The following is a 21,736-nucleotide window of genomic DNA, read 5'->3' as shown; positions in this document are numbered from 1 at the left end:
CTCAGGCCGCCAGGCCCGGCGACCGCTGCAGATGGTCGAAAAACGCGTGGGTCAGCGCGATCTGCTCCCGGGCGCTGTCGATGCGCACGAGGCGGCGACGGAAAGCTTCGCCGTCGCGGTGCGCCTTGAGATACCAGCCGATGTGCTTGCGCGCGACCCGAACCCCCTGGTGGGCACCGTAGAACCGGTGCAAAGCCTGCAGATGCTCCACCATGACGCTGCGAAGCTCGCCGACGCCCGGTGGCGGCAGGTGCTCGCCGGTACGCAGGTAGTGGACGATCTCCCGGAAAATCCAGGGCCGCCCTTGCGCGGCCCGGGCGATCATCACACCATCGGCGCCGGTATCCGCCAACACCCGCTGCGCCTCCTCGGGGCTGCGGATATCGCCATTGGCGAGCAACGGCAACGTCACGGTCTCGCGAATGGCCCGGATCGTGGCGTATTCCGCTTCGCCACGGTAAGCCTCGGCCCGGGTGCGCCCGTGCACCGCCAGCGCGGCGATGCCTTCTGCCTGTGCGATCTCGGCGATGCGTACGCCATTGCGCCGCTCCGGCGCCGGACCGGTACGGATCTTGAGGGTGACCGGCACGCTCACGGATTCGACCACTGCCTGCAGGATGTCCCGCACCAGTGCCTCGTCGGCGAGGAGGGCGGACCCGGCCATGCGGTTACAGACCTTCTTCGCCGGGCAGCCCATGTTGATGTCGATGATCTGGGCACCGCCCGCCACGTTGTCACGCGCCGCCCAGGCCAGCATCTCCGGGTCGGCGCCGGCGATCTGAACCGCCCGGGGTTCCGGTTCCCCGACATGTTCCCGGCGCAGGCGTGATTTGCGGGTCTCGCGCAGGGCCGGGCTCGCGGCAACCATCTCCGAGACCGTGAGCCCGGCCCCCAATCGGCGGCATAACAAGCGGAACGGAAGGTCGGTCACTCCCGCCATGGGGGCGAGCACGACGTTATTGGGCAGCGTGTACGGTCCTATATGCATGAGCGACTGGACAGGCGGCGCGGTGGCTGCGGATGATACTACGGCTGCGGCCATCAGTCTCGCCACATGGCAGCGCCCCTGCCAGCGGGCGGGGCACTGCGAGCGGCGATGGTGCGGCTTCCGGACCGCCGGGGGGTGACAGCGGGCCGGGTTCTCCACAGAAGCTGTGGATAACTTTGTGGATGAAGTGCGGATATCAATCGCGAATGCCCGTGCTTCCGCCCCCCTTGTCAAATTGGTGAAAAAATCGGCGAACAAGTGTTTGTTGTTTAATATCATAAAGATATGATGTTTTTCGAGATTTCGTGCGAAATGTTTAACGCCACATCACGCCTAGCGCACGCGTCAGGAGGCCCCTGTGCATAACCAGGCCGATGTCAAGGCCCGAACCGGCAGCGTGTTCCTCGATCTGGCCTCGCTGGATCGCGATGATCTGGATTTGAGCGCGCTGGAGCGCGTCTGCGAGCCTCTGCAGCGTTTCCCCCGGACCGGAATCGATGAGCTTGCCGATCGCGCCCGCGAGGCGTGGTGCGTAATCGTGAACAAGGTCGTTCTCGACCGCACGTTCTTCGAAGCCCGTCCGGCGTTGCGGCTCGTGTGCGTGGTCGCCACCGGCACGAATAACGTGGATCTGGAAGCCGCTGCGGACCACGGCGTCACCGTGGTCAACTGCCAGGGCTATGGCACCGACTCCCTGGCTCAGCACGTGCTGATGCTGATACTCGCGCTCGCCCGAAGCTTCCCCCGATACCAGGCCGACGTGGCGGAGGGGGCGTGGAGCCGCTCCAGCCAATTCTGTCTCCTGGACCACCCCATTCGTGAAGTGGGCGGGCGCCGGCTGGGCATTGTCGGCTACGGCGCCATCGGTCGGGCAGTGAACCGGCTGGCGGAGGCTATCGGTATGGAGGTCGTCATTGCCGACCGCCCAGGTGCATCGCCCCGGGCGGGCCGGATGGCGTTCGACGAGGTTGTCGCGACGAGCGACGTGATCAGTCTGCATTGCCCACTCAACGCGCAGACCCGGGGGCTGTTCGATGCGCATGTACTGCAGCGCATGCAATCGGATGCGCTGTTGATCAACACCGCCCGCGGCGGCCTCGTCGACGAGGCCGCTCTGGTCCGGGCGCTGCGCGAGGGCTGGATCGGCGGGGCGGCGGTGGACGTTGTCAGCAGCGAGCCGCCAGCGCCGGATAATCCGCTGCTCGCCGCGGGCCTGGACAACCTCATCGTTACCCCCCACTGCGCGTGGGGCAGCCGCGAGGCGCGTCAGCGCATCGTCGACCAGACCACCGAGAACATCGAAGCCTGGCTGGACGGCCGCCCCCTGCGCCGCGTGGTCGAGGGGTGTGCCAATTGATCGATGCGCTGCGCCGCTGGCAGAGGCGGCGGGAGCTGCGCCGGCACGCCGTGCCGGATGCCGTGTGGCGACAGGCGGTGGGAGAGGACGTACTGTTCCGGGGGTTGAGTCGCGAGGAAAGTGACCGGCTTCGGGAGCTGGCGACGCTGTTTCTCGCGCGCAAGACGTTCTTCGGCGCGGCGGATGCCGAGGTCGGCGAGATCCAGGCCGTGCGCATAGCCGCGCTGGCCGCGATCCCGATCCTGGGGCTGGGCATCGACTGGTACCGGGGCTGGCACTCGGTGATCGTCTACCCCAGCGGATTTCTGGCGCGTCACCACGCCGTCGACGAAACCGGCGTCGTACACGAGCAGGCTACGGAGCTGATCGGTGAAGCTATGGAAGGCGGGGCAGTGGTGCTGTCCTGGGAGGATGTGGAAGCGGGCCACGAGCGCGATGGCTGGAACGTGGTCATTCACGAACTCTCCCACAAGCTCGACATGCTCAACGGAGAGGCCAACGGCATGCCGCCGCTGCACGCGGACATGCACCGGCAGGCATGGACGGCGGCCTTCACCGCGGCCTACGATGCCCTGGGTGCGGCACTGGAGCGGGGCGGACACACCCCCATCGATCCCTATGCCGCCACCGACCCGGCGGAATGTTTCGCGGTAATGAGCGAAACCTTTTTCGAGACGCCGGAGATCCTGAATAGGGCCTTTCCCGAGGTATACCGGCAGTTGACCGCATTCTATCGCCAGGATCCCGCCGCGCGCGGCGCCTGATGCGGTTCGTGGCGGTACCGGGCCCGGGCTTGCGTAAGGAGGAGCCATGAGTCGAGTCAGCGTGATCACCGGCGGCGGCAGCGGCGTCGGCCGGGCCCTGGCGCAACGACTCGCGGAAGCCGGCCACTGCGTGATGGTGGTGGGACGGCGTCGCGAGGCGCTGGAGGACACCGCTGCCGGCCATACGGACATCGAGCCGCTCGCCGCCGACGTGAGCACCGCCGCGGGACGGGACGCGATCGTGGCGGCCGTCGGTGACCGCCGCGTGCGGTTTCTGGTGCACAATGCCGGGGTGCTCACCCCCGTCGGCCCCCTGAGCGAGGTCACGCTCGATGAGTGGCGCCACAGCCAGGCGGTCAACGTGGAAGCGCCGCTGTTTCTCACCCAGGCTCTGCTGGGTGCGCTCGCCGAAGGACGCGTGCTGCACGTCTCCTCCGGCGCAGCCCATCGGGCGATGCCCGGCTGGGGGGCCTACTGCACGAGCAAGGCCGCACTCTACCGGATGTACACCGTATTGCGCGACGAGCTGCGCGAGCAGGGGGTCGCTGTGGGTAGCGTGCGCCCCGGCGTCGTCGACACGGACATGCAGGCACTGATTCGCGCCCAGTCGGCGGAGGACTTCCCGGCGGTGGAGCGCTTCCGCGCTCTCAAGGCCCAGGGTGAGCTCGAGCCGCCGGAGCGCGTGGCCGCATTCATCGAGGCACTGCTCACCCGCACCGACCCGGAGCGCTTCGGTGCCGAGGAATGGGATATCCGAGACCATGCACGAGTCTTCGACCTGGATTGATCCGACCTGGACACCCCGCTCGCGCTGGGTCGATCTCCGCGGCTGGCGTTACCGCCTCCACGAATGGCCCGCCCGCGAAGGCGCCCCGACAGCCGTACTGCTTCACGGCTGGATGGATACCGGTGCGGGCTTCGGCCCTCTCGCGGCAGCGCTGGGTCCGCAGTGGCGTTGCCTGGCGCCGGACTGGCGGGGGTTCGGCGAGAGTGACCGGGCGCCACAGGGGCGCTACTGGTTCCCGGATTACCTCGCGGACCTGGACGCGCTGCTCGATACCTGCGTTGCCGACGATGAGCGCGTGACCCTGATCGGCCACAGCATGGGCGGCAACGTGGCCGGCCTCTACGCCGGTGTAAGGCCGAAGCGCGTGCGCGCACTCGTCTCCCTGGAGGGCTTCGGCCTGCGTGGCAGTGATCCCACGCAGGCCCCGGCACGCTACCGGGACTGGCTGGACAGCCTTGGCGAGTCTCCGCGTTTGCGTTGCTTTCCGAGCTTCGCAGCCCTGGCCGAGCACCTGCAGGCCCGCAACCCGCACCTCAACGAGGCCACCGCAGCGTACCTGGCCCGTTGCTGGGGGCGGGAGGCGGACGGTGACATCCGGCTCTTGGGCGACAGTGCCCACCGTCGTCCCAACCCGGTCCTTTACCGGCTCGATGAGGCGATGGCCTGCTGGCAGGCGGTTACGGCGCCCACGTTGTGGGTCTGGGGAGAAGATTCCACTATCGCCCGAATGCTGCGCGGGAGCGATGACTGGCAGGCTCGGCTCGCGTGTTTTCGCGACCTGCACACCGCGGCGGTCGCCAATGCCGGCCACGGCCTGCACCAGGAACAGCCCCGGGCCGTGGCGGACGCTATCGACGCGTTCGCGCGAACCGCGCTCTGAACGGCCGGCAGCGGCTCGGTCACCCGCCGGATCCGTCCTCTCCCTGACTCTTCCGGCGTGCGCGCGCCGGGCAGACGGACAGCAGGGCGGCATGGGGAATATCAGTTCAGATTGTCACGAAAGCAGCCCGCGAATGCGGTCGCCTGCAGGTAGGCGTCACGCAGCTCCGAGCGCGGCAGCCGCGAATCGTCCAGTGATGCCCAATCGCCGTGCTCATAGGCGAGCACGTTGCCGAGCACTTCCCCCATGGTTCCCTCTCGCCGCAGAAGTGCACCGCTGACGCTTTCCGAAACCGGCAAGGCCTCGACCAGCGCCTCCAGCGGTGCGTCCATGATCGCGTCCAGCAAAGAGAACAGGCCCACGGTGAAAAACGCCCCGGTGCCGACGTGACCGAGCCGCCTGGCGAGCTCCTCGGCCATCGCCGCGCGCAGCACCGCCATGGTCATGAGCTCCACGGGCTTGTCGTCCACACGGCTCATGGCGATCAGCGCGGCCCAGTTCCTGAGCGTCTCGGTACCGAGCAGCACCACGGCCTCGCGGATGGAATCGACACGCCGCGGCAGGCCGTAGCTGGCTGAGTTGACGGCGCGCAGCAGTTTGTAGGTCAGGCTGGGATCGCGGTCGATGATCGCCACCAGCGCCTGCACGTCCATGTCGGGCGCGTACAGGCACTGCAGAAGCTCGATCAGCGACAGCCGGTTCACCGCCAGGCTGCGGGCGGTCACCAATTTCGGATGGCAGAGGAAATACCCCTGGAAGTAATCGAAGCCGAGCGCCTTGCACCACTCGAACTGCTCCGGCGTTTCCACCTTTTCGGCCACCAGCTTGCACTGGTGGCGTCGCAGACGGGCTACCAGTGCCTCCACTTCCTCGGTGGTGTGCGCGAGCACATCGATCTTCACGATGTCGGCGAGCGGTAACAACGCGGCCGTGTCCTCGCGGTAGACGTAATCGTCCAGCGCTACGGTCGCACCGCGGGCGCGCAGCGCGTGCAACGCCGCAAGCAGCGCATCGTCCACCGTAATGTCTTCGAGCACTTCAAGCACGACCCGCGTGTGGGAGAAAGGCAGGTTGTCGTGACTGAGAATCCAGTCCCGGGTGAGGTTGATGAACGCCAGCCCGCTTCCCACCAGCTCACGCAGGCCAATCTCGGCGAAGCCGCCGGTGATCACGCTGGCGGTGGCGGTGTTGCCGTCCGTGACCCCCGCGCCGCCACCGTTTCGGCACAGCAGCTCATAGCCGATGACCGTCAGCGCGCGATCGAAGATCGCCTGGCGAGCGATCAGTACATCGGGCGCTTGCGCATCGATCGGCAGCTCGAGGGATTGCGTGGGCGGGTCCTGCATTGTTGTTCGGGCCTGTCGGCAGCTCACCAGAGCGGTGGAAGCGGGATATTATCCCGCATCCGGCCGGCAAAATCCGAACTTCGTCGTCAATCGGCGATCATTGACGGCTGGGGCGCACGCGCGGGCGACGACCACCGGTGGCCTGTCGCACCCTGACGACAGGGGGTTCTGCTACCATGCCGAACGGATGCCCGGGGCGCCGGGCCGTCTCACCAGCGGGGCAGGAGAGAACAGTGAAACTCGAGACCATTGCCGTACACGGGGGCTACGAGCCGGAGCCGACCACCAAGGCCGTAGCGGTACCGATCTACCAGACGACTTCCTACGCATTCGACGACACCCAGCACGGCGCGGATCTCTTCGACCTCAAGGTCGAAGGCAACATCTACACACGCATCATGAACCCGACCTGCGCCGTGCTCGAGCACCGGGTCGCGGCGATGGAGGGCGGTGTGGGCGCCCTGGCGGTGGCTTCCGGCATGGCGGCGGTGACCTACGCCATTCAGTGCATTACCCGTGCGGGCGACAATATCGTCACCACGAGTCAGCTCTATGGTGGCACCTATAATCTGTTCGCTCACGGCCTTCCCGGCATGGGCGTGGAGGCACGTTTCGCCAGCGCCGACGCGCCCGAGGAGATCGCCGCGCACATCGACGAGCGGACCAAGGCGGTGTTCTGCGAGTCGGTGGGCAACCCCAACGGCAATATCGTCGACGTGGAGCGGCTCGCCGCGGTGGCGCACGAGAAGGGCGTCCCGCTGATCGTCGACAACACGGTGCCCACCCCGTACCTGTGGCGGCCCATCGAAAGCGGCGCCGACATCATCGTGCACTCGCTCACCAAGTACATGGGCGGCCACGGCACCACCGTGGGTGGGGTGATCGTCGACTCCGGGCGTTTTCCCTGGGCAAAGCATGCCCAGCGGTACCCGATGCTGACCGAGCCGGACCCTTCCTACCATGGTGTCGTCTATACCGAGGCGCTGGGGGAGGCGGCCTACATCGGCCGTTGCCGCGTGGCACCGCTTCGGAACATGGGCGCGGCGCTGTCTCCGTTCAACGCCTTCCAGCTGCAGCAGGGCATCGAGACCCTGCCGCTACGCATGGACCGCCACTGCGACAACGCTGTCGCCGTAGCGAAGCATCTGCAGGCGCACCCTCAGGTCACCTGGGTCCGATACGCCGGACTCGAGGACAGCCCTTATTACCCGCTGGCCCGGAAATACATGGGCGGCCGTGCGGCCGGCATTCTCGCGTTCGGTATCCGCGGCGGCGAAGCCGCCGGTGCCCGCTTCATCGATGCCCTGCAACTCATTACCCGACTGGTGAACATCGGCGACGCCAAGTCCCTGGCGTGTCACCCGGCAACGACCACCCACCGCCAGCTCAACGACGATGAGCTCGCCTCCGCGGGGGTTTCACGGGATATGGTACGGATCTCGGTGGGCATCGAGCACGCCGACGACATCCTCGAGGACATTGACCAGGCACTGGCAGCGGCAAAGTAACGCGACGGCACGGCGGCCCGAGTCGCCGTGCCCGCCGGCCGAACACAACCGACGAGGGGGAGTCCGCCGCGGCGCGCCGAATCATGCCCGCCGCATGCGATGCAACAACACCTGGAGGAAGCATGGCACAGCCTTTGGAGCAGAAGGATCTCATCGAGGCCTTGCGGGACCCGGCGTGCTATCCACACCCCGTCGAGCATGTAGCGGTGCACGAGACGCACATATCCGTCGTCCTTCTCGCCGGTGAATACGCCTACAAGCTCAAGAAACCCGTGGACCTGGGATTTCTCGACTTCTCGTCCCTGGACAAACGCCGCTTCTACTGCGAGGAAGAGCTCCGCGTGAACGGGCGTTTCGCCGCGGCGCTCTATCTCGACGTCGTGCCAATCACCTGTGAGAACGGGAGCATTCGCCTGGAAGGCGCCGGCGCTCCGGTGGAATACGCGGTGCGCATGCGGCGCTTTCCCCAAGAGGCGCTGCTCGGTCATCTCGCCGAGTCGGGCGGGCTCACCGAATCACTGGTCCGGCAACTGGCGGAAACCGTGGCCGAGTTCCACATGTCGGTGCCCGCCGCGGCGTCGGACGACGACTATGGCAGCGTCGAGGAGATCCGCCAGCGTGCGCTCGAGAACTTTCCGCCCCTGCGCGACATGGATCTGGATGCCCAATCGGCGGCACGCCTCGACGCCCTCGAACGCTGGACACGCGAGTACGCTTCACGGCTCGCGCCCGTCTTCGACGCACGGCGGGACGGCGGCTGGGTACGCGAATGCCACGGTGATCTCCATCTGGACAACATGCTGCTGTGGCAGGGGAGGGTGACACTGTTCGACGCCATCGAGTTCGCCCCCGACCTGCGCTGGATCGATACGGCGAACGATCTGGCCTTCATGCTGATGGACCTGCGCTACCGCGGCGAAACCCCCGCCGCCAACGCGGTGCTCAGCCGCTATCTCGAGACAACCGGCGACTACGAGGCCCTCCGGGTATTGCCGTTCTACATCGCCTACCGCGCCATGGTGCGGGCGAAAGTCGAGGCAGTGCGCTGTGCCCAGGCACGGGACGGCGCCGTAGCAGCCAGCGCGCGTGAGCGTCTGCGCCGGTATCTGGATGTCGCCGCCGCCTGCATGGAACGGCCACCGGGGCTCGTCGGCATCACCCACGGCCTGTCGGGTTCCGGGAAGAGCACCCTGGCGCAGGCATTGGTGGAACGCTACGGCTACATTCGCCTGCGCTCGGATGTGGAACGCAAGCGCCTGTTCGGCCTCGACGAGCGTGAGCGCTCAGGCAGCGGTCTCGCCACCGGCATCTATTCCGCCGAGGCGAGCCGGCGTACCTACGAACGCCTCGCCACGCTCGCCCGCTCGGTAGTGGAAGCCGGCTACCAGCCCGTCGTCGATGCCGCCTTTCTGCGCACTGCAGAACGGGCCCCGTTTCGCGAGCTCGCGCAGGCGCTGGGGGCCGAATTCCGGATTTTCGTAACCGACGTCGACCAAGGCACTCTGCGTGAGCGCCTGCGCCGGCGGGCAACCGCCGGCACGGATGCCTCAGAGGCGGACGAGCAGGTGCTGGCGCGCCAGCTCGAGATCGTGGAGCCATTGACCCCGGCGGAGCGGACTTTCGCGATCTCGGACACAGCCGCTCTGGCGTCCGCCAGCCCGATAGGCACCGAAACGGGCGCATAGGCCCCGACGGGCCGTCACGGTGTCCGGTCGAGTTGACGCCTTGTGCGGATTTTCGTACCGTCTGGACGGTTTTAAACTTGAGTGCAAAACGTGACGGACGACCGGACACCGACGCCCGGCCGCAAGCGCCCCCTGCGGGAACGGGTTCTCGACGCCGCCGAGCGTGTGGTCAGCCGCGACGGCGCCGCACACCTGACGCTCGACGCCGTGGTCGCAGAGGCGGGCGTCAGCAAGGGCGGCATGCTCTATCACTTCAACAGCAAGCAGGCGCTGCTAGAGGGGTTGCTGGAGCGAACCCTGGCGCATCACGAAGGCCGTATCGCCGAGGCGCGCGAGTCGCTTCCCGACGACGATCCGTATCGCGAGGGGCGGGCGCATCTGCTGGCCTGCATCGACCATGAGCTGGTGGACCCCGAGCTCGGTATCACGCTCATCGCCGCCGCGGCGCATCATCCCGATATGGTCGAGCCTGCCCGTCGCATGGAGGCGCGGTGCATGGCCGCCATCGACGCCCTGGAGAAAGCGGTACCCACCGCGCGCCTGCTGTGGCTGGCCATGCATGGCATGCAGTTCCTCGACATTCTCGGCATTTCGTCACTTACCGACGAGCAGAAGCAGGCGCTGCGCCGTCAGGCCCGTGCCCATCTGGACGACGAGGAACCTCGCCCATGATCTCACGCCTCACGCGCCACATGGCTGCCATCACTGTCGTGACCCTTGCCGTGATCATGGCCACGACGGTCCTCGGTCAGGGCACCGGGCCGTCGCGCGAGGAGTCTGTGGATTCGCCGGCGCGCCCTGTGCGGGTAATGACCGTCACCGCCGACACCATGACCGAGCAGCGTCAGCTTCCCGGTCAGATCCAGGCGGCTCATACCTCGGCGGTGTCGTTTCAGGTCGCGGGCAGGATCGACCGCTTCCCGGTGCGCGAGGGCGAAGTCGTGGATGAGGGGGCACTCATCGCCGGCCTCGACGCCACGGACTACCGTCTGGCACTACGCGAGGCGAAGGTGCGTGCCGACCAGCTTCAACGGGATCTCGAGCGCAAGCAGGCCTTGCGCGCCGACGGTCACCTCTCCGAGGCCGCGCTGGACGACACCCGCTCCGCTTACGAGCTGGCACGGGTGAAAGTGGATCAGGCCACGCAGAATCTCGGTTATACCGAGATCGAGGCACCGTTCGAAGCACTGGTCGCCGAGCGCCTCGTCGACAGCTACACCAACGTTCCCGCCGGCGAGCCGGTGGCTCTGCTCCAGGACGTCTCCGCTCTGGACGTGGAGGTGAGCGTGCCGGAGATCACCATGGCACGCGTACGCCGTGAGGACATCCGCGCCATCAACGCGACGCTCTCGGCAAGGCCGCAGCGCCGTTTTCCGCTCACGCTCAAGGAGGTCGCCACGCAGCCCGACCCCGGGACCCGCACGTACAAGGTCACCTTCAGCATGGACAACCCGGAGGACATCACCGTGCTCCCCGGCATGTCCGCGACCGTCACGGTGACGATCGCGGCTTCCGGGGACGAAGGCTTCGTGGTGCCTGCCGGCGCCGTCGCCACGGCAGCGGACGGCAGTCACCGGGTGTGGCTCTATGACGAGGCTACCGGCACGGTACACGCCCGGGCGGTGACACTGGGCTCCCTGGCCGGACGGCACGTGCGTATCGTCGCGGGGCTCGACGGCGGCGAGACGATCGCCGCCGCGGGCGCCGGCTTTCTCGCCGAGGGGCAGCGCGTAAGGCCGGTCCCGGCAAACGGCGCCGGACGCTGAGGGAACGCACGTCATGGATATCGCCCGTGCCTCCATCGACAAACCGGTCAACACCTGGCTGATCATCCTTATCTGCCTGCTGGGAGGGTTGTGGGCGCTCGCGACCCTCGGCCGTCTCGAGGACCCGGAATTCACCATCAAGGAAGCAGTGGTTACCACCGCGTATCCCGGCGCCTCGGCCGAGCAGGTGGAGCAGGAAGTCACCGACCGCCTGGAAACGGCCATCCAGCGGCTGCCTCAGATCAAGGAAGTGCGCTCGCGCTCGACAGCGGGGCTTTCCATGATCACGGTGGAGATACAGGAGCAATACGACGCCGATACGTTGCCCCAGGTCTGGGACGAGCTGCGGCGCAAGATCAACGACGCGCAGGCGGGCCTGCCCCCGGGCGCGCGGCCGTCGCAAGTCAACGACGACTACGGCGACGTCTACGGGCTTTACTACGCACTCACCGCGCCGGACTACTCCAAGGCGGATTTGCGTGACTTCGCCCGAACACTGCGCCGCGAGCTCCTGCGTGTGCCCGGCGTCGCCAAGGTCGCCATCGGCGGCCTGCGCGATGAACGCATTTACGTCGAAATCCCCCAGTCGGTGCTCACCCAGCTCGGGATTCCCCCGACCAGCATCGCCAACGCGCTGGAAGTCCAGAATGCCGTGATGGACAGCGGCTCGGTACGCGTCGACGACGACACCGTGCGGCTGTCGCCGTCCGGCGCCTTCACTTCCGTGGAGCGCATCGAGAACCTGTTCCTGAGCGCCGGCCCCGGCGCCGGCGGTCAGACCGTCCGCCTCGGCGATATCGCCTCGGTTACGCGCGGCTACGAGGATACCCCGCAGCGCATCGTCCACCACAACGGCGTTCCGGCAGCGACGGTGGGGGTATCCGCGCTGTCCGGCACCAACATCGTGGCGGTGGGCGAAGCCGTGGAAGCGCGTATCGACGAGATCACGCACGACCTGCCGGTTGGTGTGTCACTGCAGCCGATCTACGAGCAGCACAAGGTGGTGGACGAGGCCGTCGGCGGTTTCATCGTCAACCTGGCGAGCTCCGTGGCCATCGTCATCCTGGTTCTGTGCATCGCCATGGGCTGGCGCGGCGGCGTGGTCGTGGGCAGCGTGCTGCTGCTCACGGTGCTGGGTACGCTGCTGGCGATGAAGCTCTTCGGCATCACCATGCAGCGCGTCTCGCTGGGCGCGCTCATCATCGCCATGGGCATGCTCGTGGACAACGCCATCGTCATCGCCGAGGGCATGATGGTGCGCATGAAGCACGGTAGCTCGCCGCGGAAAGCGGCCAGCCGCATCGCGGGCCAGACCCAGATGCCGCTGCTCGCCGCCACGGTGATCGGGATTCTCGCTTTCTCCGGTATCGGACTGTCCGACGACTCCACCGGCGAGTTCACGTTCTCGCTGTTCGCGGTCATCGGCATCTCGCTGCTGTTGAGCTGGCTGCTGGCGGTGACGGTGACACCGCTGCTGGCCACCTACCTCTTTGCAGTACGCTCCGCCGAGGCGGCTGCCGCGGCGGGGGAGCCACGCCTGCTGCGCGTCTACCGGGCGACGGTCTCCGCCGCGCTTCACCACCGAGTCATTACGGTGGTCGGGCTGCTGGCGCTCACCGGCGCCGCGGTAGGCGGTTTCGGGTTCGTATCCCAGTCGTTCTTCCCGGACAGCGCAACGCCGGTGTTCTACATCGACTACTGGCGCACGCAAGGCACCGACATTCGTGCGACCGCGGAGGATATGGCCGAGATCGAGGCGCAGCTCCTCGCCATGGACGGCGTCACCGACGTGAGCGCGTTCGTGGGTGCCGGCGCCGAACGGCTCATGCTGGTCTACGCGCCGGAACGGCCCAACCCGGCCTACGGTCAGTTCATCGTGCGCGCGACGGACAGCGCGCGCATTCCGGCGATCGGCCGCCGCGCCCTGGACTGGCTTTCCACCCATTATCCGGAGGCTGAAACGAAGCTGGAGCGCGTGCGTCTCGGTCCCGGCGGCGGCGCCAAGATCGAGGCCCGATTCTCCGGCCCGGACCCGGTGGTGTTGCGCGAGCTCGCGGGCAGGGCACAGGCCATCTTCCGACGCCAGGGGCTCATCAACGTCCGCCATGACTGGCGCCAGCGCGAAACGCTCATCGTGCCGGAGATGGCCGAGGACCGGGCGAGCGCCATCGGCGTGACCCGCCGGGATATTGCCAATACCCTCGCCGTCGCCACCGACGGCCGTCGGGTCGGTCTCTACCGCGAGGGCGACCGCCTGGTTCCCATCGTCATGCGCGCACCCGAGAGCGAACGCGGCGCATCCGCCGACCTGCGTGATCGCCGGGTGTGGGCGGCCGCCGCTCAGGCCTACGTACCGCTGAACGAAGTGGTGGACGGTTTCATCACGTCCCAGGAGAACGGCATCATCCGCCGCCTCGACAAGACGCGAACCATTACCGCTCAGGCCGACCCGCCGTACGGGAGCAATGCGGCGGCGGCATTCCAGCGCGTGCGGCCACTGGTGGCAGCGATGGACCTGCCCCGGGGCTACGATCTGGAATGGGGCGGCGAACACGAGAAATCCTCTGACGCCCAGGCATCGCTGGCAGAAGGCCTGCCGCTCGGCTACCTCGGTATGGTGCTGATCACCGTCGCGTTGTTCGCCCGGGTGCGCCAGCCGCTCATCATCTGGCTGTGCGTGCCCATGGCGATATGCGGTGTCACCGTCGCGCTGCTGGTCTCCGGTCTGCCGTTCGGCTTCATGGCGCTGCTCGGCTTCCTGAGCCTGTCGGGTATGCTGATCAAGAACGCCATCGTGCTGGTCGACGAGATCGACTTGCGCATCGGTGACGGTCATGACCGTCACGCGGCCATCGTCGATGCCAGCGTCAGCCGCTTCAGCCCGGTCATGCTCGCCGCGGGTACCACCATCCTGGGCATGATTCCGCTGCTCTTCGACGTGTTCTTCGCGTCCATGGCGGTAACGATCATGGGCGGACTCGCCTTTGCCACCGTCCTGACCCTCATCGCCGTGCCAGTGCTCTATGCGGCATTCTTCCGGGTTCGCGAGGGGGAGAGCGACGTCGTGGTGCACGAGCGTGCCCACACGGTAGCAACCGCGGTCGACTGACCGACGGGCGACGGTCCCGTGCGGGGCGGCCGCGGGAAATCGCCGGCAATCTTGATCGAAGTCGACGCTTGAGCCTGCACTCGCCACTACAGTTATCGGTAGTGGCGATCCGCCCGTGCATCCGGGAGAGAGCAGGCGATGCCGGATACTCACGGCGCCCGCGTGATCGGAGTCGACGGTCTGCAGGGCCTCATCGAGGCGCTGGCCGGTCGAGGCTATCGCGTCATCGGCCCGCGGTTGCGCGACGGTGCGATCGTCTATGACGACGTCGCCGCCGTCGACGATCTGCCGGCCGGCTGGACCGACGAGCAGGATGGCGGACACTATCGCGTCAGGCGCCGCGACGATGCCGCATTGTTCGGCTACGCGGTTGGACCGCACTCCTGGAAACGTTACCTCCATCCCCCCGATCTCACGTTGTGGCGCGCCTCCCACGGCCCCGACGGATTGCGTTTCGAAGACGCTGCGGCCAGTGTCGAGCGCCTCGCCTTCATCGGCGTGCGCGCTTGCGAGCTCCACGCCATTCGCATCCAAGACCGGGTGCTGCTCGGCGGTGCCCACGCGGACCCCAACTACCGTCAGCGGCGCGAGGGGATATTCGTCGTCGCCGTCAACTGCGGGACCGCCGGCGGCACCTGCTTCTGTGCCTCCATGGGAACCGGCCCGGCAGTCACGGAGGGTTTCGACCTCGCGCTCACCGAAATCATGGATGGCGGTGGGCACCGGTTCGTGGTCGAGACCGGCACCCCGGACGGCGACGCAGTGCTCGGGACACTGCCGCACCATGACGCTGACGACGCCGACGTCACGGCAGCGCACGCCGTGGTGGAACGCACGGCAGGGGCAATGGGGCGCTCGATGCCCGACACCGACGTCCCGGCGCTTCTCATGCGCAACCTGGAGCACCCCCGCTGGGACGACGTCGCCGAGCGCTGCCTCACCTGCGGCAATTGCACCATGGTCTGCCCGACCTGCTTCTGCACCACCGTGGAGGACACCACCGATCTCGCCGGTGACACAGCCGTGCGAACCCGGCACTGGGACTCGTGCTTCACAATGGATTTCTCCTACCTCCACGGCGGGAGCGTCCGCCAGTCCGGGCGGTCGCGCTATCGCCAGTGGATGACCCACAAACTCTCGACCTGGGTGGCACAGTTCGGCACCTCCGGGTGCGTCGGCTGTGGCCGCTGCATCACGTGGTGTCCGGTGGGCATCGATATCACCGAGGAAGTACGCGCGATCCAGGCAAGCGATGCCGGCGAGGAGGCGCCATGAGCGGCATGGAGCGACTGCTGCGGGAGCATCCTCTGTTCCGCGGCCTGGATCCCGCATTTGTCGATGTCGTATGCGGGTGTGCCCGCAACACGCGCTTCGAAAGCGGCGAATACCTGCGCCGCGAAGGGGATGAAGCGGATGCGCTCTATCTCATACGGCAGGGGCTGGTGGCGCTCGAAATCAACGCGCCCGGCCGCGGCGCCATACGCTTTCAGACGCTTGCGGATGGCGAGCTGGTCGGCGTCTCCTGGCTGGTTCCCCCGTACCGCTGGATGTACGACGCGCGCGTCGTGGAACGCACCCGCGCGATCGCGCTGGACGCCCGCTGCCTGCGCGGGAAGTGCGATGCCGATCCGGCCCTTGGCTACGAGGTGCTCAAGCGCCTGCTTCCGACCCTGGTGTCACGGTTGCATGCGACCCGCATGCAGGTGCTCGACGTCTACGGAACGCCGGAGTGACCTAGCGCATGGCAATGCAGTACGACGACGATCCCATGCGCCCGGTACCGGTTCGGGTGGTGCGACGCCGGCGGGAGACGGCCGAGATCTGGACACTGGAGCTATCGCGCGACGATACGGCCCCCGCGGTGTTCGCCCCCGGACAGTTCAACATGCTCTATGCCTTCGGCGTTGGCGAGGTCCCGATCAGCGTCAGCGGCGATCCCGATGCGCGCACACGCTGGACCCATACCGTCCGCGCTGTCGGCCCCGTCTCCCGCGCACTCGTGGGAACGCGCACGGGGCAGACCCTCGGCCTGCGCGGACCATTCGGCAATGGTTGGCCGCAACACGCGGGCGCCCGGGGCGATCTGCTGGTGATCGCCGGCGGGCTGGGTCTGGCGCCGCTGCGACCGATGCTCTACCACGCACTCCACCGAAGCCGGGATTTTCGCCGCCTCACGTTGATCTACGGTGCGCGCAGCCCCACGGATCTGCTTTTCCATCGCGAGCTGGAGCGCTGGCGGCGGCGTGGGCATATGGACGTGCTGATCACCGTCGACCATGCCGGTGGCGACTGGCGTGGCCGGGTGGGTGTGGTGACCGACGTGCTGGCATCGGCGACGTTCGATGCCGCATCGGTGATCGCGTTGATATGCGGTCCGGAGTTGATGATGCGTTTCACCGTCGCGGCGTTGCGTGCGCTCGGGGTCGACGATGCGGCGATGTATGTATCCCTGGAGCGCAACATGAAGTGCGCCATCGGCCATTGCGGCCACTGCCAGCTCGGCCCGGAGCTGATCTGCCGCGACGGCCCGGTGCTGCCCGTGGCACGACTGCGCGGTGTCTTCGGTCGGGAGGCGTTGTGACATGAGTCGTCCGCACCGCAAGCCGCGCCTCGCCGTGTGGAAGTTCGCCTCCTGCGACGGCTGCCAGCTCTCGCTGCTGGACTGCGAGGACGAGCTCATGGCCGTCGCGGAGCGCGTGGAGATCGCTTATTTCCAGGAGGTCACGCGCGGGCGCATCCGTGGTGTCTACGACCTGTCGCTGGTGGAGGGGTCGATCACCACCGCCCACGATGCCGAGCGCATCCGCGAAGTCCGCCGGCGCTCGCGGACACTGGTCACCATCGGTGCCTGCGCCACCGCCGGCGGCATCCAGGCGCTGCGCAACTTCGCGGACGTGGAGGGATTCGTCGCCGCCGTCTACGCGCGGCCCGAGTACATCGCCACGCTGGCGCGCTCCACCGCCATCGCTGATCATGTTCCCGTGGACTTCGAGCTTCGTGGCTGTCCCGTCGACAAACGGCAGTTACTGGAGGTCGTCTCCGCCTTCACGGCTGGCCGCCGTCCCGCGGTGCGGAGTCACAGCGTGTGCATCGAATGCAAGCGACGCGGCAACATCTGCGTCATGACGGCCCACGGCACGCCTTGTCTGGGCCCTGTCACCCACGCCGGCTGCGGTGCCCTGTGCCCCACGTACCACCGCGGCTGCTATGGCTGCTTCGGCCCCATGGAATCGCCCAACAGCGCCGCGCTCAGCGATTGGCTCGCCGGCCTCGGCGTGGATCGCACGGACCTGTGCCGTGTGTACCGCACGTTCAACGCCAACGCCGATGCCTTCCGCGAGGAGAGCGAACGCCATGAGCCGTAAAACGATCAAGGTCGGCTACCTCGCCCGCGTCGAGGGCGAGGGGGCATTGGAGGTGCGCATCGACGGCGGCACCGTCCGCAAGGCGGAGCTGCGGATATTCGAGCCTCCACGTCTGTTCGAGGCGCTGCTGCGCGGACGTGATTTCACTGAGACACCGGATATCACCGCGCGCATCTGCGGCATCTGCCCGGTCGCTTACCAGATGAGTGCGGTCCATGCGATGGAACGCGCGTTGGGTATCGAGGTCGGCGGCTCGCTGCGGGACCTGCGGCGGTTGCTGTACTGCGGTGAATGGATCGAAAGCCATGCGCTGCACGTCTACCTGCTCCACGCACCGGATTTCCTCGGCTATGACGGCTTCACGGCAATGGCCCGGGATCACCCTGAAACCGTGCGCCGGGGCCTGGCGCTAAAGCAGGCCGGCAACCGGGTGATGACCCTGCTCGGCGGCCGGGAAATCCATCCCGTCAACGTGCGCGTGGGCGGTTTCTACCGCACGCCGGAGCGCGCCGAGCTGCAAGCGCTCGTGCCCGAGCTGCAGCGGGCGCGGGACACCGCCCTGGAGACAGTGCGCTGGACCGCCGGATTCGACTTTCCGGATTGCGAGCGCGATTACGAGCTGGTTGCGCTGCGCCACCCCCGGGAGTATCCGTTCAATGAGGGCCGCATCGTCTCCAGCAACTGTCTGGACATTCCGGTGACGGCCTACAACCGCCATTTCGTGGAAACGCAGGTCAAACACTCCACCGCGCTCCACGCGCGACTGCGCGAGCGCAGCACGTACCTCGTGGGACCGTTGGCGCGTTTCGGACTCAACCACGACCGCCTCTCGCCGATGGCGCGGGAGGCAGCGGACGAGGCCGGTCTGGGCCCTGTCTGCCGCAACCCGTTCAAGAGCATTATCGTTCGCAGCGTGGAAATCGTGTACGCCTGTGACGAGGCCTTGCGGCTGATCGCGGACTATGAGCCACCGCCGCGGCCGGCCGTTACCGTCACGCCGGCCGCCGGCGAGGGTCATGCCGCCACGGAAGCGCCCCGGGGGTTGCTGTTTCACCGCTACCGGCTGGCAACGGACGGCACTATCGAGGAAGCCCAAATCGTCCCGCCCACGGCGCAGAATCAGCCCACCATCGAGGCCGACCTGAAGGACTTCATCGGCGGCTGGCTGGAGTTGCCCCATGACGAGCTGCGCGCCCGCTGTGAGAGCACGATCCGGAACTTCGATCCGTGCATCTCCTGCGCGACCCATTTCCTCGACCTGCGGATTCACCGTGACTGACGGCTTGCGACCGCGGCGGCTGCTCGGTGTGGGCAACCGTGGCCGTGGCGATGACGCCGTCGGCCCCATCGTCGCCGAGCGTCTGCGCCCGCTCGTGCCCGGGGACGTGTCGGTACACGAGTGCAGCGGCGAGGCGACCACGCTGGTGGAGCTACTCACCGGCGCGCGTGCGGCGTACATCGTGGACGCGGCAGTATCCAGCACCGCTGCCATCGGCACCGTGCGACGGTTCGACGTTCGTGCGTCGCCGCTGCCGCCGTTGGCCAGCGGGCTATCCACCCACGGTCTCGGTCTGGCCGACGCCCTGGCGCTGGCACGGTCGCTGGAGACGATGCCCGCCGTCTGTCTCGTCTATGTCGTGGAAGGCCGGGACTTCTCGCCCGGGGCTGCACTATCGCCGCCCGTCGCCCGGGCAACGGAGGCGCTTGCCGTACGGATTCTTGACGACATCACCGAAACCATGTCCGAGCAGACGGGAGGAAGCCACCGTGGCACAGCGACTAACCGGTACTCAGATTGACGCACTCAGACAACAGCTTCGAGCGCGATTCGACCAGTTGCGCGACGAGATCCACGCGGAGCTCGTTCAGTCGGACCAGGAACACTACCAGGACCTTGCCGGACAGGTGCACGACCCGGGGGACGAATCGGTAGCGGACCTGCTCGTGGATATCGGTCTCGCCGACATCGACCGCCACATTGCCGAGATCCGCGACATCGAGGCGGCGCTGGCACGCATGCACATGGGTACCTACGGGGCGTGCAGCGATTGCGGTGATGCCATCGCGTTGGCGCGTCTGCAGGCTCACCCAACGGCGAAGCGCTGCCGTCGATGCCAGATCGCCTACGAGGGCCAGCAGGGGGCGCATCACCGACCGGAGCTCTGAGCGTTGACACCTGTCCACCGTACCCCGGCCAAGGGGGTACTAATCGTAGCCCGTGTCTCCCGGCGGCTGCAGACAGGCGATGACCTCGGCGTCGGAGACCTGACCGAAGTCGATGAAGTGTTGGCCCACGGCGAAGAACGGCGAGGGGGAGCTGACGCACACGACCTCATCGGCAATGTCGGCAAGCCGGGTGACCACGCCGGCGGGCGCGACGCCCAACGCGGCGATCAGGCGCCGCGGGGCACGGTTGCGGAGTGTCGTGAGCGCGGCTTCCATGGTCGCGCCGGTGGCGCTGCCATCGTCGACGACGATCACCACCCGGTCGGTGGGATCGATTGGTGGCCGCACCGGAGTGTACTGCCGGCGCCGCTGTCGCAGAACTGCAAGCTGATCGTCGATCTCCTCGCGGATTCGCTGTGGATAGCGGCGCTCCCATGCATCGTCCCTGAGCTGGACGGTGCCATCCTCGCTGACCGCGCCGATGGCGTACTCCGGGTTAGCGGGCGCCCCGATCTTGTGGACCAGCACGACGTCCAGGTCCCCGTGCAGGGCGACGGCGATGACCCGCCCCATGGGAACACCGCCTCGGGGAATCGCCAGGACCAGAGGGTTCTGCCCATCGGTATGTCGCAGTCGCTCGGCGAGCTGATGTGCAGCATCGAGGCGGTCACGGAACATGGTGCGCTCCCCCCCGGCAACGCCGGGCCGTTGGAGGAACCCCGGCTCAGTCTCTCTAGAATACAAGGATAATCCCCCCCGCCGGGGTACCGCATTGACGGCCACCAACGTGACTCAATGGCCGACACTCGCCGGAGGCATGCCGGGGAACCATCACTGGCGCGCGCAGAAGCCATTGATCTACGTCAAAACGTGGCGGACTGTTCTGCGTGATTGTGTCAACAATGGGCGTGGAGCGGCGGGCCCGTCGACGGTCACGCGGCGTCGCTTGCGACACCCATGCACCCGCGCAGGGACGAAGACGGGAAAGCGATAACCCCGATCGACCCGGAGGTGTGGCGTCGGCGCGGCATCCGGGCTGTCTTGGAGGCGCTAATGTTCAGGCGCGTCGTGGTTCCACTCGACGGTTCGAGACTCGCCGAGTGTGCACTCCCCCACGCTATTGCGTTGTGCCAGGCGCTGGCAGCGCACCCCGTTTTGCTCCGGGTCGTCCAGGGCGAAGCCGCCAACGACAACGCGTATCCCGCTGATCCGCTGGAATGGGAAGCGCTGCGACTGGAGGCCCCGACGTACCTCGCCGGCATTGCCGATCGGCTGTTGGCGCACGGCCTCGAGGCGGAGACGGTCACGCTGGAAGGCGCCCCGGTGGAGCAGATCGTCGATTTCGTCCAGACGGGTCCGCCGACGCTGCTCGTACTGAGCACTCACGGTTGCGGCGGTGTCAGCGGATGGGTGCTGGGTGGCGTCGCGCAACGGGCGGCGCTGCATGCCCGTGTGTCCTTTCTGCTGGTCCGTGCCTACGTCGCGGGACAACCGGCAAGTGATGCGTTCATCTACACTCGAATGCTCGTTCCCCTCGACGGCAGCCGCCGGGCGGAGTGCGTTCTCGCGTTCGTGGAGGCCCTGGCACGACAGCATGACGCGGAGATCGTGCTGGTCTCGGTGGTGCCGGCCGGCCAGGCCTTACCGCAGAACGGCCAGCGCCGGCTCTCGGAGTGGGCAACCGCTCAGCGCGAGAGCATCGAGCGCTACCTGGACGGTATCGCCGAGCGCCTGGGCAATGAAGGCCTGCGCGTGACATCGCGAGTCGAAATCGACGCGTCGCCGGCGTACGCGATCCAGCGCATCGCCCGTACCGAGCAGGTGGACCTGATGGTGATGGCGGCGCACGGTACGTCCTGCTCGGCCTGTTGGCAATTCGGCGCGGTGCCGCTGAGCACCATCGTCTACGGCGAGACACCACTGCTGGTGGTGCAGGATCTAAGCCCCGAGGAGATCCAGCCGACCCAGGCGGAGCGGGCCGCCCGCGAGATATGGGGTCACTGACACGCCCCGGT

20 protein-coding genes are annotated in these 21,736 nt (G+C 67.3%); 17 read left to right on the top strand and 3 right to left on the bottom strand.

Annotated elements, in window-relative coordinates; translation table 11 throughout:
- Nucleotide 1: 1 nt before the first annotated feature.
- On the bottom strand, nt 2-988 hold the full coding sequence (dusB, locus tag ACPEES_RS00385; protein ID WP_435099632.1) for a tRNA dihydrouridine synthase DusB: 987 nt from the start codon (nt 986-988) through the stop codon (nt 2-4).
- 358 nt (nt 989-1,346) lie between these two features.
- Between dusB and ACPEES_RS00380 the strand changes: the two genes are divergently transcribed.
- Genes ACPEES_RS00380 through ACPEES_RS00365 form a run of 4 tightly spaced genes read left to right on the top strand, consistent with a single transcriptional unit; the run spans nt 1,347 to nt 4,776 of the window.
- Nucleotides 1,347-2,345: a 2-hydroxyacid dehydrogenase gene (locus ACPEES_RS00380; protein ID WP_435099629.1), complete on the top strand. Its 999-nt coding sequence runs from the start codon at nt 1,347-1,349 to the stop codon at nt 2,343-2,345.
- Nucleotides 2,342-3,109, top strand: a complete 768-nt coding sequence (locus ACPEES_RS00375) for a zinc-dependent peptidase (protein ID WP_435099626.1) — start codon at nt 2,342-2,344, stop codon at nt 3,107-3,109. The genes ACPEES_RS00380 and ACPEES_RS00375 overlap by 4 nt, the downstream gene beginning before the upstream one ends.
- A gap of 46 nt (nt 3,110-3,155) precedes the next feature.
- Complete coding sequence (locus ACPEES_RS00370; RefSeq protein ID WP_435099623.1) at nt 3,156-3,896, top strand: SDR family NAD(P)-dependent oxidoreductase; 741 nt, start codon at nt 3,156-3,158, stop codon at nt 3,894-3,896.
- Complete coding sequence (locus ACPEES_RS00365) at nt 3,871-4,776, top strand: alpha/beta fold hydrolase (RefSeq protein WP_435099620.1); 906 nt, start codon at nt 3,871-3,873, stop codon at nt 4,774-4,776. The genes ACPEES_RS00370 and ACPEES_RS00365 overlap by 26 nt, the downstream gene beginning before the upstream one ends.
- A gap of 101 nt (nt 4,777-4,877) precedes the next feature.
- On the opposite strand, the gene ACPEES_RS00360 is transcribed toward ACPEES_RS00365, so the two are convergent.
- On the bottom strand, nt 4,878-6,122 hold the full coding sequence (locus ACPEES_RS00360) for an EAL and HDOD domain-containing protein (protein ID WP_435099617.1): 1,245 nt from the start codon (nt 6,120-6,122) through the stop codon (nt 4,878-4,880).
- 233 nt (nt 6,123-6,355) lie between these two features.
- Between ACPEES_RS00360 and ACPEES_RS00355 the strand changes: the two genes are divergently transcribed.
- The 12 genes from ACPEES_RS00355 to ACPEES_RS00300 all read left to right on the top strand — a co-directional run bounded on the left by ACPEES_RS00355 (nt 6,356) and on the right by ACPEES_RS00300 (nt 19,721).
- Nucleotides 6,356-7,630 carry an O-acetylhomoserine aminocarboxypropyltransferase/cysteine synthase family protein gene (locus tag ACPEES_RS00355; RefSeq protein WP_435099614.1) on the top strand — a complete coding sequence of 425 codons (1,275 nt, stop codon included), beginning with the start codon at nt 6,356-6,358 and terminating at the stop codon, nt 7,628-7,630.
- 122 nt (nt 7,631-7,752) lie between these two features.
- On the top strand, nt 7,753-9,315 hold the full coding sequence (locus ACPEES_RS00350; protein WP_435099611.1) for an AAA family ATPase: 1,563 nt from the start codon (nt 7,753-7,755) through the stop codon (nt 9,313-9,315).
- Nucleotides 9,316-9,405: 90 nt separating this feature from the next.
- Nucleotides 9,406-9,987, top strand: coding sequence for a TetR/AcrR family transcriptional regulator (locus ACPEES_RS00345; protein ID WP_435099608.1), 582 nt, complete (start codon nt 9,406-9,408; stop codon nt 9,985-9,987).
- Nucleotides 9,984-11,081: an efflux RND transporter periplasmic adaptor subunit gene (locus ACPEES_RS00340; protein ID WP_435099605.1), complete on the top strand. Its 1,098-nt coding sequence runs from the start codon at nt 9,984-9,986 to the stop codon at nt 11,079-11,081. Before ACPEES_RS00345 ends, ACPEES_RS00340 begins: the two co-directional genes overlap by 4 nt.
- Nucleotides 11,082-11,094: 13 nt before the next feature.
- Nucleotides 11,095-14,190, top strand: coding sequence for an efflux RND transporter permease subunit (locus ACPEES_RS00335; protein WP_435099602.1), 3,096 nt, complete (start codon nt 11,095-11,097; stop codon nt 14,188-14,190).
- Between the two features lie 138 nt (nt 14,191-14,328).
- Nucleotides 14,329-15,465, top strand: a complete 1,137-nt coding sequence (locus ACPEES_RS00330; protein ID WP_435099599.1) for a 4Fe-4S dicluster domain-containing protein — start codon at nt 14,329-14,331, stop codon at nt 15,463-15,465.
- The gene (locus ACPEES_RS00325; RefSeq protein WP_435099596.1) at nt 15,462-15,923 is read left to right on the top strand and encodes a cyclic nucleotide-binding domain-containing protein; all 462 of its coding nucleotides are present in this window, start codon (nt 15,462-15,464) and stop codon (nt 15,921-15,923) included. The genes ACPEES_RS00330 and ACPEES_RS00325 overlap by 4 nt, the downstream gene beginning before the upstream one ends.
- Nucleotides 15,924-15,931: 8 nt before the next feature.
- Nucleotides 15,932-16,771 carry an FAD/NAD(P)-binding protein gene (locus ACPEES_RS00320; RefSeq protein WP_435099593.1) on the top strand — a complete coding sequence of 280 codons (840 nt, stop codon included), beginning with the start codon at nt 15,932-15,934 and terminating at the stop codon, nt 16,769-16,771.
- Between the two features lies 1 nt (nt 16,772).
- Nucleotides 16,773-17,555 (top strand): oxidoreductase, encoded by a 783-nt coding sequence (locus ACPEES_RS00315; RefSeq protein ID WP_435099590.1) that lies wholly within the window; start codon nt 16,773-16,775, stop codon nt 17,553-17,555.
- Nucleotides 17,545-18,834 carry a Ni/Fe hydrogenase subunit alpha gene (locus ACPEES_RS00310; protein ID WP_435099589.1) on the top strand — a complete coding sequence of 430 codons (1,290 nt, stop codon included), beginning with the start codon at nt 17,545-17,547 and terminating at the stop codon, nt 18,832-18,834. Before ACPEES_RS00315 ends, ACPEES_RS00310 begins: the two co-directional genes overlap by 11 nt.
- Nucleotides 18,827-19,354, top strand: a complete 528-nt coding sequence (locus tag ACPEES_RS00305) for a hydrogenase maturation protease (protein WP_435099588.1) — start codon at nt 18,827-18,829, stop codon at nt 19,352-19,354. The genes ACPEES_RS00310 and ACPEES_RS00305 overlap by 8 nt, the downstream gene beginning before the upstream one ends.
- Nucleotides 19,323-19,721 (top strand): TraR/DksA family transcriptional regulator, encoded by a 399-nt coding sequence (locus ACPEES_RS00300; protein WP_435099586.1) that lies wholly within the window; start codon nt 19,323-19,325, stop codon nt 19,719-19,721. The genes ACPEES_RS00305 and ACPEES_RS00300 overlap by 32 nt, the downstream gene beginning before the upstream one ends.
- 39 nt (nt 19,722-19,760) lie before the next feature.
- Here the strand turns inward: ACPEES_RS00300 and ACPEES_RS00295 are convergent, their stop codons facing one another.
- Complete coding sequence (locus ACPEES_RS00295; RefSeq protein WP_435099582.1) at nt 19,761-20,399, bottom strand: phosphoribosyltransferase; 639 nt, start codon at nt 20,397-20,399, stop codon at nt 19,761-19,763.
- Nucleotides 20,400-20,774: 375 nt separating this feature from the next.
- Between ACPEES_RS00295 and ACPEES_RS00290 the strand changes: the two genes are divergently transcribed.
- On the top strand, nt 20,775-21,725 hold the full coding sequence (locus ACPEES_RS00290; RefSeq protein WP_435099579.1) for a universal stress protein: 951 nt from the start codon (nt 20,775-20,777) through the stop codon (nt 21,723-21,725).
- The last annotated feature ends 11 nt before the right edge of the window (nt 21,726-21,736 follow it).

The sequence above is a fragment of the Arhodomonas sp. AD133 genome (assembly GCF_051195215.1).
GTDB lineage: Bacteria > Pseudomonadota > Gammaproteobacteria > Nitrococcales > Nitrococcaceae > Arhodomonas.
The sequence above is the reverse complement of the archived record's forward strand: the minus strand, read 5'-3'. Positions and strand labels throughout refer to the sequence as shown.

Excerpts from the sequence above, each read along its gene's own strand:
- dusB (WP_435099632.1), bottom strand. The coding sequence starts at position 988 with ATGCATATAGGACCGTACACGCTGCCCAATAACGTCGTGCTCGCCCCC.
- ACPEES_RS00370 (WP_435099623.1), top strand. The coding sequence starts at position 3,156 with ATGAGTCGAGTCAGCGTGATCACCGGCGGCGGCAGCGGCGTCGGCCGG.
- ACPEES_RS00365 (WP_435099620.1), top strand. The coding sequence starts at position 3,871 with ATGCACGAGTCTTCGACCTGGATTGATCCGACCTGGACACCCCGCTCG.
- ACPEES_RS00360 (WP_435099617.1), bottom strand. The coding sequence starts at position 6,122 with ATGCAGGACCCGCCCACGCAATCCCTCGAGCTGCCGATCGATGCGCAA.
- ACPEES_RS00350 (WP_435099611.1), top strand. The coding sequence starts at position 7,753 with ATGGCACAGCCTTTGGAGCAGAAGGATCTCATCGAGGCCTTGCGGGAC.
- ACPEES_RS00340 (WP_435099605.1), top strand. The coding sequence starts at position 9,984 with ATGATCTCACGCCTCACGCGCCACATGGCTGCCATCACTGTCGTGACC.
- ACPEES_RS00335 (WP_435099602.1), top strand. The coding sequence starts at position 11,095 with ATGGATATCGCCCGTGCCTCCATCGACAAACCGGTCAACACCTGGCTG.
- ACPEES_RS00330 (WP_435099599.1), top strand. The coding sequence starts at position 14,329 with ATGCCGGATACTCACGGCGCCCGCGTGATCGGAGTCGACGGTCTGCAG.
- ACPEES_RS00325 (WP_435099596.1), top strand. The coding sequence starts at position 15,462 with ATGAGCGGCATGGAGCGACTGCTGCGGGAGCATCCTCTGTTCCGCGGC.
- ACPEES_RS00320 (WP_435099593.1), top strand. The coding sequence starts at position 15,932 with ATGGCAATGCAGTACGACGACGATCCCATGCGCCCGGTACCGGTTCGG.
- ACPEES_RS00315 (WP_435099590.1), top strand. The coding sequence starts at position 16,773 with ATGAGTCGTCCGCACCGCAAGCCGCGCCTCGCCGTGTGGAAGTTCGCC.
- ACPEES_RS00310 (WP_435099589.1), top strand. The coding sequence starts at position 17,545 with ATGAGCCGTAAAACGATCAAGGTCGGCTACCTCGCCCGCGTCGAGGGC.
- ACPEES_RS00295 (WP_435099582.1), bottom strand. The coding sequence starts at position 20,399 with ATGTTCCGTGACCGCCTCGATGCTGCACATCAGCTCGCCGAGCGACTG.
- ACPEES_RS00290 (WP_435099579.1), top strand. The coding sequence starts at position 20,775 with ATGTTCAGGCGCGTCGTGGTTCCACTCGACGGTTCGAGACTCGCCGAG.